Source organism: Pseudomonadaceae bacterium SI-3 (genome assembly GCA_004010935.1).
In the GTDB taxonomy this organism is placed as follows: Bacteria; Pseudomonadota; Gammaproteobacteria; order Pseudomonadales; family Pseudomonadaceae; genus Stutzerimonas.
Genome location: CP026511.1, coordinates 4586113 through 4601339 on the forward strand (window position 1 = coordinate 4586113; position 15227 = coordinate 4601339).

10 protein-coding genes and 1 tRNA gene are annotated in these 15227 nt (G+C 62.3%); 9 read left to right on the top strand and 2 right to left on the bottom strand.

The features are described from left to right. The first annotated feature begins 128 nt into the window (after window positions 1-128). Window positions 129-1913, top strand: a complete 1785-nt coding sequence (locus tag C1896_21305; GenBank protein AZZ47244.1) for a type II secretion system protein E — start codon at window positions 129-131, stop codon at window positions 1911-1913. Window positions 1914-2053: 140 nt separating this feature from the next. Here the strand turns inward: C1896_21305 and C1896_21310 are convergent, their stop codons facing one another. Next, entirely contained in the window at window positions 2054-2764 is a 711-nt protein-coding gene (locus C1896_21310) for a hypothetical protein (GenBank protein ID AZZ47245.1), read from the bottom strand. A 240-nt stretch (window positions 2765-3004) separates the two neighbouring features. Between C1896_21310 and C1896_21315 the strand changes: the two genes are divergently transcribed. The 4 genes from C1896_21315 to C1896_21330 all read left to right on the top strand — a co-directional run bounded on the left by C1896_21315 (window position 3005) and on the right by C1896_21330 (window position 10463). Continuing rightward, window positions 3005-4642: a murein L,D-transpeptidase gene (locus tag C1896_21315; protein ID AZZ47246.1), complete on the top strand. Its 1638-nt coding sequence runs from the start codon at window positions 3005-3007 to the stop codon at window positions 4640-4642. A gap of 177 nt (window positions 4643-4819) precedes the next feature. Continuing rightward, window positions 4820-9565, top strand: coding sequence for a PAS domain-containing protein (locus C1896_21320; GenBank protein ID AZZ47247.1), 4746 nt, complete (start codon window positions 4820-4822; stop codon window positions 9563-9565). A gap of 64 nt (window positions 9566-9629) precedes the next feature. Next, a complete protein-coding gene (locus tag C1896_21325; GenBank protein ID AZZ47771.1) occupies window positions 9630-9938 on the top strand; it encodes a DUF2388 domain-containing protein in 309 nt (102 codons plus the stop codon). A gap of 99 nt (window positions 9939-10037) precedes the next feature. Then, window positions 10038-10463 (top strand): OsmC family peroxiredoxin, encoded by a 426-nt coding sequence (locus tag C1896_21330; protein AZZ47248.1) that lies wholly within the window; start codon window positions 10038-10040, stop codon window positions 10461-10463. 60 nt (window positions 10464-10523) lie between these two features. Here the strand turns inward: C1896_21330 and C1896_21335 are convergent, their stop codons facing one another. Then, the gene (locus C1896_21335) at window positions 10524-11624 is read right to left on the bottom strand and encodes an ABC transporter substrate-binding protein (GenBank protein AZZ47249.1); all 1101 of its coding nucleotides are present in this window, start codon (window positions 11622-11624) and stop codon (window positions 10524-10526) included. A gap of 194 nt (window positions 11625-11818) precedes the next feature. On the opposite strand from C1896_21335, the gene C1896_21340 reads away from it, so the two are divergent. From C1896_21340 to C1896_21355, 4 genes are all read left to right on the top strand, one after another. Next, a complete protein-coding gene (locus C1896_21340) occupies window positions 11819-12364 on the top strand; it encodes a permease (protein ID AZZ47250.1) in 546 nt (181 codons plus the stop codon). Next, complete coding sequence (locus tag C1896_21345) at window positions 12357-13733, top strand: C4-dicarboxylate ABC transporter (GenBank protein ID AZZ47251.1); 1377 nt, start codon at window positions 12357-12359, stop codon at window positions 13731-13733. Before C1896_21340 ends, C1896_21345 begins: the two co-directional genes overlap by 8 nt. A gap of 92 nt (window positions 13734-13825) precedes the next feature. Continuing rightward, window positions 13826-15058 (top strand): SAM-dependent methyltransferase, encoded by a 1233-nt coding sequence (locus C1896_21350; protein ID AZZ47252.1) that lies wholly within the window; start codon window positions 13826-13828, stop codon window positions 15056-15058. A 75-nt stretch (window positions 15059-15133) separates the two neighbouring features. Continuing rightward, window positions 15134-15209: transfer RNA gene (locus tag C1896_21355), tRNA-Thr, on the top strand. The last annotated feature ends 18 nt before the right edge of the window (window positions 15210-15227 follow it).

The window sequence follows — 15227 nt, forward strand, 5'->3', positions numbered from 1 at the left end:
GTAACGGCGGGCGTGCCGCCACCCTTCGACAGTTACGGACGGTCCCGCAAAGTTGAACCGCTCAGGCAGACAGCGCGCTGATTTATCGGCAAGCTTGGCCCTCGTCTCCGCCATGACCGAAGGGCCCCATGTCCGTGTTGAATTCGCCCACCCAGGACCGCTTCCTCGACCTCAATGATCTGCTACGAGATCTGGTCGCCCAAGGACGGTTACTGCAGGAAACTGCTGAGCAATGCATGACCCTGCGGCGCAGTTCGGCGAACAGCCAGCAGCACCCCCTGGAGTTCCTCGGCGCGCAGCAGTTGGACGACCTGGCGCGTCCCGGCAAGAAACTCGATCTGGAAAGCCTCACCGTCTGGCTCGCCGAACAGGCCGGGCAGCCGTACCTGCGCATCGACCCGTTGAAGATCAACGTCGCGGCGGTCACCCCACTGATGTCCTATGCCTTCGCCCAGCGGCACAAGATCCTCGCGGTGGCGGTCGACAGCTCGGCGGTGACCATCGCCAGCAGCCAACCCTTCGTAAAGAGTTGGGAAGCCAACCTCACCCATGTGCTCCAGCGGCCCATCAAGCGTGTGGTGGCCAACCCCGTCGACCTGCAGCGCTTCACCGTCGAGTTCTATCGGCTGGCCAAATCGGTCAGCGGCGCCACCGCGACCGACCAGAAGATCAGCGGCACCGGCAACTTCGAGCAGCTGCTCAACCTCGGCGCCAGCGATCAGGAGCCGGATGCCAACGACGCGCACGTGGTGAACATTGTCGACTGGCTGTTCCAGTACGCCTTCGACCAGCGTGCCAGCGACATCCACATCGAACCGCGGCGCGAACAGGGCACAGTGCGCTTTCGCATCGACGGCGTCCTGCATAACGTCTACCAATTCCCGCCGCAGGTAGCGATGGCAGTGGTCAGCCGTCTCAAATCGCTAGGGCGAATGAATGTCGCCGAGAAGCGCAAACCGCAGGACGGGCGAGTCAAGACCAAGACGCCGGATGGCGGTGAGGTCGAGTTGCGCCTCTCCACCCTACCGACGGCGTTTGGCGAAAAGATGGTGATGCGGATCTTCGATCCGGAAGTGCTGCTCAAGGGCTTTGATCAGCTGGGCTTTTCCGCCGAAGATCTGCGCCGCTGGCAGAGCATGACCGGCCAACCCAACGGCATCATTCTCGTCACCGGCCCTACCGGCTCGGGCAAGACCACCACGCTGTACACCACCCTCAAGCAGCTGGCGACGCCCGAGGTCAACGTCTGCACCATTGAAGACCCAATCGAGATGATCGAGGGCGCCTTCAACCAGATGCAGGTGCAGCACAACATCGACCTGACCTTCGCCAGCGGCGTGCGCGCGCTAATGCGTCAGGACCCGGATATCATCATGGTCGGCGAGATTCGCGACCTGGAAACGGCGGAAATGGCGATCCAGGCGGCACTCACCGGCCACTTGGTGCTCTCGACGCTGCATACCAACGACGCGCCAAGCGCCATCACACGCTTGTTGGAGCTTGGCGTTCCGCATTACCTGCTCCGCGCAACACTGCTCGGGGTGATGGCCCAGCGTCTCGTGCGCACACTTTGTCCACACTGCAAGACGCCCATAAAGCTCGACGCCGATGACTGGCAGGCCCTGACCAAACCCTGGAATGCCCCACTGCCGGGCAACGCCCATCAGGCGGTGGGCTGCATCGAATGCCGCGACACCGGCTATCGCGGCCGCGCCGGGGTCTACGAGATCATGCTGCTCAACGACGCGATCAAACCACTGATCACCGCCGACACCGATCTCATCGCCCTGCGCCGTCAAGCCTTCAAGGACGGCATGCATAGCCTGCGCCTGTCCGGCGCGCAGAAAATCGCGGCAGGTTTGACCACATTGGAAGAAGTGCTCCGGGTCACGCCGCAGAGCGAGCAGAAGTAGCTAAAGCCTGGCGTAGGGTGGATGTCGCTTTTTAAATCCACCTCGCTGCCAGCAAAGACAAGATGGATCGGATCCGCGCAAACCGTGCAGTGCCGAACCATCGGCGGCCCATCGCCTCAACCGGCCGGAAACAAATCCTTCTAGCCGCCAGACTTGGATGCCAGCAGCGTGGCCACCTGACTCGGCTCGCAATTGAGGTAGGCAGACGACTGCAGCCATTCCTGATCCGGATACCAGGAAAACATGAACTGCCCGCCCTTCAGGCTATCGACCACCATACGCGCTACTTCCGGGCGTACCGCTGGGCAGCCCTGGCTGCGACCGATACGCCCCTGCGTCGCAATCCAGGCCGGATTCACGTAATCGGCCGGATGGATAACGATCGCCCGCTCGCGCGCCAAGTCGTTCACTCCGGGCTCGAGCCCGTCCATACGCAGCGAGTAGCCGTGCTTGCCGCTGTAGCTTTCTGCCGTGCGGAACAGACCGATGCTCGACTGGTGGCTACCTTCGACGTTGGAGAAACGCGTGGCTAGATTTTCACCCGACCCGTTGCCATGCGCGACGAAATCCTTGAGCAAGAGCCGCCCGCGCTGCAGGTCGAAAATCCACAGCCGGCGCTCTGAAGAAGGCAGCGAAAAATCGATGACGGCCAACCGTTTAGCCGGCGTCGCGCCATGGTTCACGGCGCACTGCATGGCCGCGACAGCATGAGTCAACACAACCGGATCGAGGGTCGGAGCCACGCGGGCAAGATCGTCCACCAGCGGCTGATAAGCAGGTGAGGCGGCCAGCAGCGGCATAGACATGAGCAAGCCGACGGCCAAACAGAGGCGGCGAAGCGAAACCATCATTTGTACAGTAACCTCGTCGGGCGCCAATGCCGATCTTCCCTGCCGACCGACGCCTCACTGCTCGCTACCAGGCCCAAACACGAATTGAAGTAGCGAAATTAAATCAGACGGGACCTGCAGTGCTCCCACGTCGTCTGATACAACAAGTTCTAGTAGCCTGAACGGGCCTTGTTTTTCCAGGCACCGTGGCTTGTTCAGCGGCGGAGTCTAGCAGTCAGCGGGACCGCCAGGAGTGAAGCGTTGTACAAAAAACATACATCAAGTCTGCTTTTCACATTGCTTCTGACGCCATGGCTGGCGGCGGCGGAACCGATACCTGAGCCCGCCGGCTCAATTCAGGGTGTCCTGCAGAACCTCCCAAGTGCGTGCGGGCAGCCCCTGGCAGATGTCGATACAACCGCTCTGGAACGGCTTTCTGAGCTCTATCGGCGCAAGCAATTCGATATGTTGTGGACCTCCTATGCGCAGATTGACGCGCTGTTGGTGCAGATCGAAGCGCTGGTCGATGATGGACTGGAACCTGCGGCTTACCATCCCGAAGCCATTCGTCGGGCGATGCTAACCGCCACACGTGATCCGCTGCACCGCGAGTGCAGCGATGTATTAGCCAGCCATGCCTACCTGTCGGCCCTAGGTCACCTTGCCCAGGGACGCCTGCCCCAGGACCGCATCGAGCCCGTCTGGCACAGCCCCGATGCAGCCGCGACGCCGAAGGCCGAGGCGCACCTGATGTCCATCGCCAGCGAAGGACTGGGGCACTTGGAGCACACATTCAATAAGGCGCGTCCGTCGCTGGAGCAGTACAACAACTTGCGCAAGGCCTATGCGCGGCTGCGCGATCAACCGGAGCCAGAATGGCAGCCGATTCCCGCCGGCCAGACCTTGCGACCAGGCATGTCAGATCCACGTGTGCCACTGCTACGGCAGCGTTTAAGCGCAGACGGCTACCTGCTCGCAACGGCCGGTGCTCCGGGCGCCGACGATCGCTACAGCGACCAGCTGGTGGACGCGCTCAAGGCCTTTCAGCGCCGCCATGCCCTGCAGGACGACGGCATCCTCGGCGCCGACACACTGACCGAACTGAACGCCACGCCAGCCAACCGGCTGAATCAGCTGCGGGTAAACCTGGAACGGTTCCGCTGGCTATCCGCTGACATCGAGCCGCGCTCGCTGCTGGTCGATATCGCTGGCGGGCGAGTGATCTACTTCCGTGACAGCAGCCCGCAATGGGAAGCACGTATCCAGGTGGGCCGCGATACTCGGCAGACCCCGTCGATCAAATCGATCGTCACGCGAATCACGCTCAACCCGACCTGGACCGTACCGCCGACCATCCTGCGTGAGGACAAGCTACCGCAGATCCGCCAAAACCCGAGCTACCTCGCGCAACACAACATGCAGGTGCTCGATTACGAAGGCCGTGTACTCGATCCGGCCACGATCGACTGGAGCAATCCAGGGCGGATCCTGCTGCGCCAGGCCGCCGGACCCGACAACCCGCTCGGCCGGGTGGTCATCCGTTTCGCCAACCCCTATTCCATCTACCTCCACGACACGCCGAGCCAAGGCCTGTTCGCACGTTCGCAGCGGGCGTTCAGCTCGGGCTGTGTCAGGGTAGAGTCGGTGATGCAACTGGTCGATTTGTTGCTGAGCGAGGCCGAACGCGAGCGCGTTGCCCAATTGCTGGATACTGGGCTGACCTACGAATACCGCCCGACAGAACCCACACCGATACTCCTGGCCTACTGGACAGCCGAAGCCGATAGCAACGGGCTGCCGCGCTATCGTCCCGACGTCTACCGCCGTGACCAAAAGCTGCTGGCGGCATTGCAAGCGGCCGACCGAGGCCTCGTGCCGCCCGCGATCAACCCGCACTAACGCCTCCCAGCCACGACGACTTGGGAGCTACCGCTCAAGACCAGACCGGCGGCTCTGGCAGATTGCCCGTAGACCGAGGTCTACTTGGCATTAGGACCTGTACAGGTATCTTGCATAGCCACAACCGCTTGCATCTGCGCCGCCGCCTAGCCATTGCAAGCGCTCGGTCGCCGCCGCATGGACACCAAGATCGTTGCCGCCACGGATAGCCGAGCAAACGTTTTGAAGAAGAAAAACACAAGCAATACATGGAACGAAGCTGACCGACTGGCAGCCCTGGCCCGATACCGCATTCTCGACACCCCCGCCGAGGCGGCATTCGATGATCTGGTGCTGCTTGCCGCCGAGCTGTGCACCACCCCCAGCGCCGCCATCGTGTTCGTCGACAAGGACCGCCAATGGGTAAAGGCCTCGGTCAACATCGAAGGTGGCAACCGCCCTCGAGACGAGGCGCTCTGCGCCCGCGCCATCGGCTGCAGCGAACCGCTGGTGATCGAGGACCTGACCAACGAGCCGCTGGCCAACGGCATGACGGGCTTCTATGCCGCAGCGGTACTGCGCACCGCTGATGGTCTGCCGCTCGGCACACTATGTGTTTTGGACAGCCAGCCGCGGCAGCTGTCGGAGCGCCAGCGCGCCCATCTGGAGGCATTGGGCCGTCAAGTCATGGCCCTGCTGGAGCTGCGTCGCAGCCGTGAAGCCAACGAGCGCAACCGGCAGATCATCGACAGCGCAGTCGACTACGCAATTCTCACCACCGACGCCCAGGGCCTCATCACCAGCTGGAACCAGGGCGCCGAACGCATCCTCGGCTGGCAACCGCACGCCGCGATCGGCAGCCACGCCTCGCGATTCTACGTGGAAGAAGACGCGGCCAGCGGCGTGCTTGACAAGGAAATGGCAACCGCGGCACGCGATGGTTCGGCGATGAACGAACGCTGGCATGTGCGCAAGGATGGCAGCCGCTTCTGGGCCAGCGGGGTGCAAATGCCGCTCAAGGATGATCACGGTCAGCACCTGGGTTTCGTCCATATCCTGCGCGACCTGACCGAACGCCTGCATGAACAGGCAGCCATTCGCCAAGCTGAAGAGCGCTACCGGGCTCTGGTCGACCTGAGCCCTCAGGTCATCTGGCAGTGCGATGCTGACGGGCAGTTAATCTTTTGCAACAGCTACTGGTGTGACTTTACCGGCCTGAGCGCCGAAGCCTCGGCTGGCATGGGCTGGCTTTCAGCGGTGGCGCCGGATCATCGCGACGCCGTACTGAAGCAATGGCGAGGCGCCCTGAAATCCGGCCAGGCCGGTAGCTTCGAAGTCCCGCTGCTGGCAGCCGACGGCAGCCAACGCTGGTTCCAGGGCAGCGGCGCGCCCGTGTACGACTGCGACTGCCGGCTGCTGCACTGGGTATTGGTCGCGCAGGACATTCATGAGCGACGCCTGGCCGAGATCAAACGGCTGGAAAGCGAGGCATTCACCCGTAGTTTGCTGGACGCGGCAAGCGAAGGCTTCTATTCCATCGACACCAAGGGGTTGGTCACCCTGTGCAACGAGGCATTCGTCAAGCTACTCGGATTTTCCAGCAAAGAAGACGTGCTTGGCCGGCAGCTGCATCCGCTTATTCACCATAGCCATCCGGACGGCTCACCCTATCCGCTGGAGGAATGCCCGATTCTGCGCACCGCCACGACCGGCGAACCGGCACACGTCGAGTACGAGCTGTTCTATCGCGCGGACGGTACCAGCCTGCCGGTGGAATACCGGGTCGCCCCGTTGTACCGGGACAGGGTGCTGCATGGCGCGATCTGCACCTTCACCGACATCAGCGAGCGGACCCGCGGCGAGGCCCAGCAATCCTACCTGCTCGAGTTGAGCGACCGCCTGCAGGACAGCGGCAGTCGTATCGAGCTGGCCGACATGATGGCCGATCGACTTGCCCAGCTGATGGGGACGGACTGCATCTATCAAGGACATGTGGATGAGCGCGACGGCCTGATCATCGATCAGCACTGGCCGCAGGGCCCCGGCAACTCTCGGTCCGCCTCCTACACGCTTGGAGGCTGTGCACGGACGTTACGCCTGCGCTTATCGCAAGGCCTTATCGTGCCGTTCGAAGACCTCCTCGACGAAGCCGATTGTCATGGCAACTGCGGCGGCCTGCATGAACACCTTGGTTACCGCAGCCTGTTGCTGGCGCCATTGCTGGAGCAATCCGCTGACTGCGCCTTTCTGCTGTTCGGCAGCCGACAGCCACGCCGCTGGAGCCAGGCGGATATTTCGCTGGTGCGCGAAGTGGCCGAACGCATCCGCGCGGCCGCTGACCGAGCGCGCGCTCGCGAGGCCTTGTTGGAAGCCGAACAGCGCGTCAGCCTGGCCAACGAGATCGCGGCGATTGGCGTCTGGGAATACGATTTTGAAGGCAACTGCCTGCACTGGGATGCCCAGCTCAAGGCACTCGCGGGCATCGCACCGAACGAACCGGCCCTGACGGTGGATCAATTCCTCGCGCGGGTGCACGCTGACGACCGCCACGCACTTCTGCACGCCTTCCGTAACGCGCTCGACGGCGTCGGTGGCGGCGAGCTGAATCTCGAGTACAGGGTGTATGACGAGCGCAACGACCAGTTCCGCTGGCAGACCAATCGCGGTCGTCGACTGGTAGACGGCGGTGGAAAGGTTCGCCTGCTGGGCACCGCCCGGGACATCACCGCTGAGCGCAACGCTGCGTTGAAGCTGCTGCGCATGAACGCGCTGCTCGAAGAGCAGATACAGGAACGCCAGATCGCCGAACAGCGCCAATCGGTGCTCATGGAGCTGGGCGATCTGCTGCGCGGACAACCGGACAGCATCACCATCGTCACGGCTGCCGTGCGTGCGCTGGGCACCACCCTGCAGGTGACCCGCGCGGCCTTTCTGTCCATCGACCCAGGCGGACAATACGCCACCGTCGAGCGCTACTGGAGCGACGGCGCTCTGGGTGACTACAGCGAGCGCATGTGCTTTGCAGACTACGGTGACTTCATCTACGACCTGCAGCACGACGAGCTGGTGGTGGTCGAAGACGTGCTGCATGACCCGCGCACCGCCGCACAGGCAGCAAGCCTGCGCCTGAGGCGCGTTCAAAGCCTGGTCTGCGTGCCGCTGCACGAGCAGGGCGCCCTCAGCGCCGCCTTGATCCTGCTGCAGGACCGACCGCGGCAATGGGCCGAGGACGACATTTCCTTTATTCGCGAAGTCGCTGACCGCGCCTGGACGGCCGACGAGCGCATGCGCGCCGAAACTGCATTGCGCGCCAGCGAGGAGCAATTCCGCACCCTCGCCGACAACATGAGTCAGTTCGCCTGGATGGCCGATCCGGCGGGCCACATCTACTGGTACAACAAGCGCTGGTACGACTACACCGGAACCACATTGGAGGCCATGCGAGCCCTGGGCTGGCGCTCGGTCCATCACCCCGACCATCACGAGCGGGTCAGCGCTTCGATGAAACGCGCCGTGGCGATCGGCTCGATCTGGGAAGAAACCTTCCCGCTACGCGGCAAAAGCGGCCAGTACCGCTGGTTCCTGGCGCGCGCTGTACCTATTCGCGACGACTTCGGTCAGGTGACCCGCTGGTTTGGCACCAACACCGACATCACGGCACAGGTCACCGCCGAAGAAGCGCTGCGCGAGCTGAATGACAATCTGGAACGGCGCGTCGCCGAGCGCACGCGCGAGTTGGCCGAGATCAACCATCTGCTGCATCTGGAAATGGGTGAACGCGAGCGCGCCGAGGACACCCTGCGCCATGCACAGAAGATGGAAGCCATCGGCCAGCTGACGGGCGGCCTCGCCCACGACTTCAACAACATGCTGACCGGGGTGCTGGGCGGCCTCGACCTGATCCAGCGCCGGGTCGCCAGCGGTCAGGTAAACGATCTCGGTCGCTATGTGGACGCGGCGGCCAGCTCGGCCAACCGCGCTGCAGCATTGACCCATCGCCTGCTGGCCTTCGCCCGGCGCCAGTCGCTGGATCCGCAACCGGTGAACGTCAACCTGTTGGTCGAGTCGATGGAGGACATGCTGCGCCGCACCATGGCCGAGCACATCGAGTTCGATACCCGCCTGCAGGACAGCCCCTGGCTGGCCTACACCGATGCGCACCAGCTCGAGAACGCCCTGCTCAACCTGGTGATCAACGCGCGCGACGCCATGAGCGAAGGCGGCAGGCTGATCATTCAAACCGGCTCGGTACAGATCAATACACCGCAGCCAGACGGCCCCGAACCCGGCGAATACGTCACGCTCAGCGTGGCCGACAATGGTTCGGGCATGCCAGCCGAAGTGGTTGCCAAGGCATTCGACCCGTTCTTCACCACCAAACCGATCGGCCAGGGCACCGGCCTCGGGCTTTCGATGGTCTATGGCTTCGTCAAGCAGACTGGCGGCCATGTACGCATCGACAGTACACCCGGGCAAGGCACGCTGATCACCTTGTTCCTGCCGCGCAACCGGACACAGCCTGCGCACATCGAAGAGCAAGCTAGCAAACCGGTGGCCGTCAGCGGCGCGCAGGCCGACGAAACCGTACTGGTGGTCGAGGATGAAGCCGCGGTGCGCATGCTGGTGGTCGAGGTCCTGCAAGAGCTTGGCTACCAGGTCCTCGAAGCAGTGGACGGTAACAGCGCACTGCCGCATCTGACGGGTACACAACGTATCGACTTGCTGGTCAGCGATATCGGACTGCCCGGCATTAGCGGGCGTCAGCTGGCAGAAATCGCGCGCCAGCACCGACCGGACCTGCACGTGCTGTTCATCACCGGTTATGCGCCGAACGCACAGGTACGTGGCGAGTTCCTCGGCCCCGGAATGGATATGCTGGCCAAACCCTTCAGCATCGACATGCTCGGCGCCAAGGTTCGCCAACTGATTGAACGCAGCGGATAGCGTCCAAGGAACTCTGCTGATCGCTGCGCACTCTCTAATGGAGGATCAAGCAGAGGCATCCATCATGCGCAAAACACTCCTGGCAGCCGTGACCCTGAGCTGTATCCCTTTTGGTGCGGCGACGGCGGACGACGGGTTTGTCCGGCAGATTCTATCGTCGGGCGCGACCACCGCTTCCACTTACATGACGTTCCGCGACGACAAGCTGGTCGCCGCGGCACGGGAAGACGCCAGCAGCTTCGTGGCCAGCGATGGCGCCATCCGAGGCCCCTATCTCGAAGCGATGCTGGTGAAACTGCGCAGCGAGCAACCGCAACTACAGGCCAGCGACATGCAGCTGGCGAGTGCGATCCTCGCAGCCGAACAACACTAGGTGACGCAACGCCGGCCAGCCGGCCGGTGATGTCGCTCCGCATGCAGCCAAGCGGCAGACCGCGTCGCCATTCGTCCACCCGCAGCATTCGGAGATCCCATGAAGAAAACCGCATCCGCCGTCTGGCAAGGTGACTTGAAAAGCGGCAAAGGCACCATCAGCACCGAAAGTGGCGCGCTGAAAGACAACCCATACGGCTTCAATACCCGTTTCGAAGGCGCTCCTGGCACCAACCCGGAAGAATTGATTGGCGCAGCACACGCCGGCTGTTTCTCTATGGCGCTGTCGATGATGCTCGGTCAAGCCGGACTGACTGCCGAGCGCATCAACACCACCGCAGAAGTCACCCTGGACAAGGATGACAAAGGCTTCTCCATTACCGCAATCGCCCTGACGCTCAAAGCCAAGGTGCCGGGCACCGATAACGAGCAGTTCCAACAGATCGCCAACCAGGCGAAGGAAGGCTGCCCGGTATCGCGCGTGCTCAATGCACAGATCAGTCTGGACGCGACCTTGGAAAACTAAGTCCACGCAAACGAAAACGCCGCCCCATCGGGCGGCGTTTTCGTTCATGCGGTTGGTGGATCAGCCGCGGATGTTGTAGATGTCCTTCTCGTTCAGCTCGGCGTAATCGTACAAGCGATTGAGATAGGCACTCTGCTGTTCCCAGACTTTGCTGGCGACTGGATCGGCAGCGGCGGAAGCATCGACCACCTCGGCAGCCACTTCCCGCAGACGGGCCAATACTTCGTCCGGCAGGCGGCGAACTTCAACGCCCTGCGCGCGCAGCTGCTCCATAGCCTCCATGTTCTTCGCGTTGTAGTCGTCGAGCATGTCTCCGTTGACGGCACGGGCCGCGGCACGAACGATGGTCTTGAGATCGTCTGGCAGGGTTTCCCAAGCCTTCAGGTTGACGTCCAGTTCGAAGGTGACGTTCGGCTCCTGCCAGCCTGGCGTGTAGTAGTACTTGGCAGCCTTGTGCAGCCCCAGCGCCAGATCGTTGTACGGACCAATCCACTCGGTGGCATCGATGGCACCGGTCTGCAGCGCCGTGAAAATTTCACCGGCCGGCATGTTGACCACAGTCCCGCCCATCTTGGTCAGCACTTCGCCACCCAGGCCGGGGGTACGCATCTTCAGGCCTTGGAAGTCATCAACCGAGTTGATTTCTTTGTTGAACCAGCCCGCGGTCTGCACGCCCGTCGCACCGCAGGCCATGGGCAGTACGCCGAATGGTTTGTAGACCTCTTCCCATAGCTTCATGCCGCCGCCGTGATGCAGCCAGGCGTTCATTTCCTGAGCATTGGGGCCGAATGGCAAAGCGCAGAAGAACTGAGCGGCCGGGACCTTGCCTTTCCAATAATAGGGCGCACCATGACCCATCTCGGCCGTACCACGGGACACCGCATCGAACACTTCCAGTGCAGGGACCAATTCTCCTGCGGCATACACCTTGACCGTGAGCCGGCCGTCGCTCATTTCGTTGACCAGCTTGGCGAAGTTTTCTGCGCCAACGCCTACACCCGGGAAGTTCTTCGGCCAGGAGGTGACCATCTTCCAGTTGAATTTCTCGGTGCTTGCGGTGCCTTCGGGCTTGGCAGCGGTTTCGGCTTCCTTATTGCAACCGGCCAGTGCGGTTGCGGCCAGACCAACGCCAGCGGCGGCCAGAATTTGACGACGTTTCATGAGTCACTCCTTGTTGTTGTAATGCTGAATGTCGGAACCCCGAAATCAGGTAGTTCTAGCTATCATATGGCTATCTCTCACTCAAGCGCCGTGACTACGTACAAGCACTACGTACGTAGTACTGCCGGTTGCGACACCTTCGCACAGCCGCCTAGAATCGCCGGCCGCCTGGCCATAACAATAAAGGATCTGCCATGTCGAAACATGCCCCTCCACTGCTCGGTCTCGCCAGAGTGATCGACGCCGTGAACGCCCGCTTCGGACAGGCCTGCGCCTGGCTGACCCTGTTTCTGGTCATCGGAACCGCCATCGTCGTGGTGCTGCGCTACGGGTTCGGCATCGGCGCAACTGCGTTGCAGGAAGCCGTCCTCTACGCACACGCGTTGGTGTTCATGGGTGCCGCCGCCTGGGTTCTGCAACGCAACGGCCATGTCCGCGTCGACATCTTCTATCAGCGTTTCGCCCCACGCTACCAGGCATTGGTCGAAGTGCTCGGCACCCTGCTGTTTCTCTTGCCTGTCTGCCTGTTTCTCGGCTGGGCAAGCTGGGACTATGTCGCCAACTCCTGGGCGACGCTGGAAGGCTCCAGCGAATCGGGCGGTCTCAAGTTCGTTTACCTGCAGAAAAGCATCATCCTCGTCCTGGTGGTTTGTCTCATCCTGCAGGGCGTTTCCGAAATCATCAAAGCCGCCTACACCATGGCCGGCCGCCTGCCAGAGCAGGAGGTGAAGCATGGCTGAGTTGATGGCAATACTGCTGTTCATCAGCATCTGCGCGGCCTTGATGGCCGGCTACCCGGTCGCGTTTACCTTGGGCGGTGTTTCACTCCTGTTCGCCGGGCTCGGCATCGTTACCGGCACCTTCGATGGCGGTTACCTGAGCGCCTTGCCGAATCGTCTGTTCGGCATCATGAACAACCAGACGATGCTCGCGGTGCCGCTATTCGTGTTCATGGGCGTGATGCTGGAAAAGAGCCGGGTTGCCGAAGACCTGCTCGAATCCATGTCGCGGCTGTTCGGCACCCTGCGTGGCGGGCTGGCGATTTCCGTCTGTGTGGTGGGCGCGCTGCTCGCGGCCAGCACCGGCATTGTTGGCGCCACCGTGGTGACCATGGGCCTGCTGGCGCTGCCAACCATGCTTCGCCGCGGCTATGATCCGGCGATTTCGACCGGCACCCTCGCCGCCACGGGCACCTTAGGCCAGATCATTCCGCCGTCGATCGTGCTGGTCTTGCTGGGCGATGTCATGTCCAGCGCCTACCAGCAGGCGCAGCTGAAGATGGGTATCTTCTCACCGAAGACCGTTTCGGTCGGGGACCTGTTCGTCGGGGCCTTACTGCCCGGCCTGCTGCTGGTCGGCATGTATATCCTTTACATCATCGGCGTGGCCATCCTCCAGCCGAAGAAACTGCCAGCCCTGCCGCAGGAAGAGCTCGGCCCGATTGAGTGGGGCAAGTTGATCAATGCGCTGGTGCCGCCGCTGCTGCTGATCAGCGCGGTGCTCGGCTCGATCCTCGCTGGCTACGCAACACCAACCGAGGCCGCGGCGCTGGGTGCGCTCGGTGCGATGGTCCTGGCCCTCTACAAGGGCAAACTGAACTTCGGCCAGCTGCGCGAAGTGGCCTATGGCACCACCGAAATCAGCGCCATGGTGTTTCTGATCCTGATTGGCGCCTCGCTGTTCTCGCTGGTGTTCCGCGGCTTCGGTGGCGAAGTGCTGATCGAGGATGTCTTCGCTCAGCTACCTGGCGGCGTGCTCGGCGCCTTCTTCGTGGTCATGCTGGTGATCTTCCTGCTGGGCTTCATCCTCGACTTCATCGAGATCACCTTTGTGGTCGTCCCGATCGTCGGCCCGGTGTTGCTGGCCATGGGGCTCGACCCGGTGTGGCTTGGCGTGATGATCGCGCTGAACCTGCAGACCTCGTTCCTCACGCCCCCTTTCGGCTTCGCGCTGTTCTACCTGCGCGGCGTGACACCGAAATCAGTGCCCACCAGCACGATCTACAAAGGCGTGGTGCCGTTCATCCTGATTCAGCTGCTGCTGTTGGTTATTGCCTACCAGTTCCCTGGGCTGGTCACCTGGCTACCCGAGCAGATTTACGGCAAATAGTCCCCGCAGACGCCCGTTTCGACGGGCGTCTGGCTTTTCGGCAGCCGCTTTCGGCGCGATCATAACCATGAAGCCGCCATCGCCGAGCCCCCATGCCCACCGCCTCATTCAGCTACGCACAACTGGCCGAACGCTTTCAGCAGCTCGACGAGTTTCTGTTGCAGCACCAACCGTTGTGGCGCCCGCGCCCCTTCACGCACATGCGTCTCGGCTGGGAATCCGAACACGCTGAACTGGCCCTTTGGTTACGCGGCCGCTCGCTCGAAGACGCTGAAGCCGCGCACAACCAGCCCGCACAGCTGCTCGCACCCGCCCCGTTTCCACAGCTGGCTGCACGGGCCATCGCCCTGAGCTGCATGGACGAGTTGCCCTCCTCACCCATCCGAAACACTGACGCGCGCCAGCTGGCCGACGTGCCCGGACGCAAGTGGCTGCAGATCCGGGCATTCGACGCGGCCCTGACGTTCAGTGAAGTCCCGCACCACTGGGTCGACTGGTGCGCGGGCAAAGGTCATCTGGGGCGCCAGCTGGTCAGGCGCGGGGGCGGGCTGACGTGCCTTGAGTGGGATCAGGCTTTGGTTACAGCCGGCGCCCACCTCAGTCAGAAGCTGGGCATCGACGCAAACCACCGACAGCAGGACGTGATGGCCGACGACGTGGCTGCACAGCTCCGCCCCACCACAACGCCGATAGCGCTGCATGCCTGTGGCGATCTGCACGTTCGTATGATCAACCTGAGCATCGCGCAACGCTGCCAGCAACTGGCCATCGCCCCCTGTTGCTACAACCGGATCCAGACAGATCGTTACCGGCCCTTGTCGACGCTTGGGCGGCAATCAAGCCTTGAGCTCTCCCGTGACGACCTCGGCCTGCCACTCAGCGAAACCGTCACTGCCGGCGCGCGCGAACGCCGTCAGCGCGACCAGTCGATGGCCTGGCGCCTGGGTTTCGATCTGCTCCAACGTGAGCTGCGCGGCAAAAACGATTATTTGCCCACACCCTCGCTTCCCAGTAGCTGGCTGAAAAAGCGCTTCGCACAGTACTGCCGTGACCTGGCGGCGCTAAAGCAACTACCCGAACCGCCGGAGCACAACTGGGACGCGCTCGAACGGCGCGGCTGGCAACGCCTGGCCGAAGTACGCAATCTGGAATTGCTGCGCGGTCTGTTCCGACGGCCGCTGGAACTCTGGCTGCTGCTCGACCGCGCGCTGCTACTGGCCGAAAACGGCTATGCGGTACGCCTGGGAACGTTCTGCCCTGCCGAGCTGACACCTCGCAATCTGATGCTGATTGCCGAGCTTGAGGCGCGATTCGCAAGCACTTGAATAAACTCATGCAAACAACTGGCAACAAACAGTTTACTCGCCGCGAGCAATGGCTATAATGGCGCCCATCTTTTAGCCGGTATAGCTCAGCTGGTAGAGCAACTGACTTGTAATCAGTAGGTCCCGAGTTCGACTCTTGGTGCCGGCACCATACGAAACAACAGAAAAG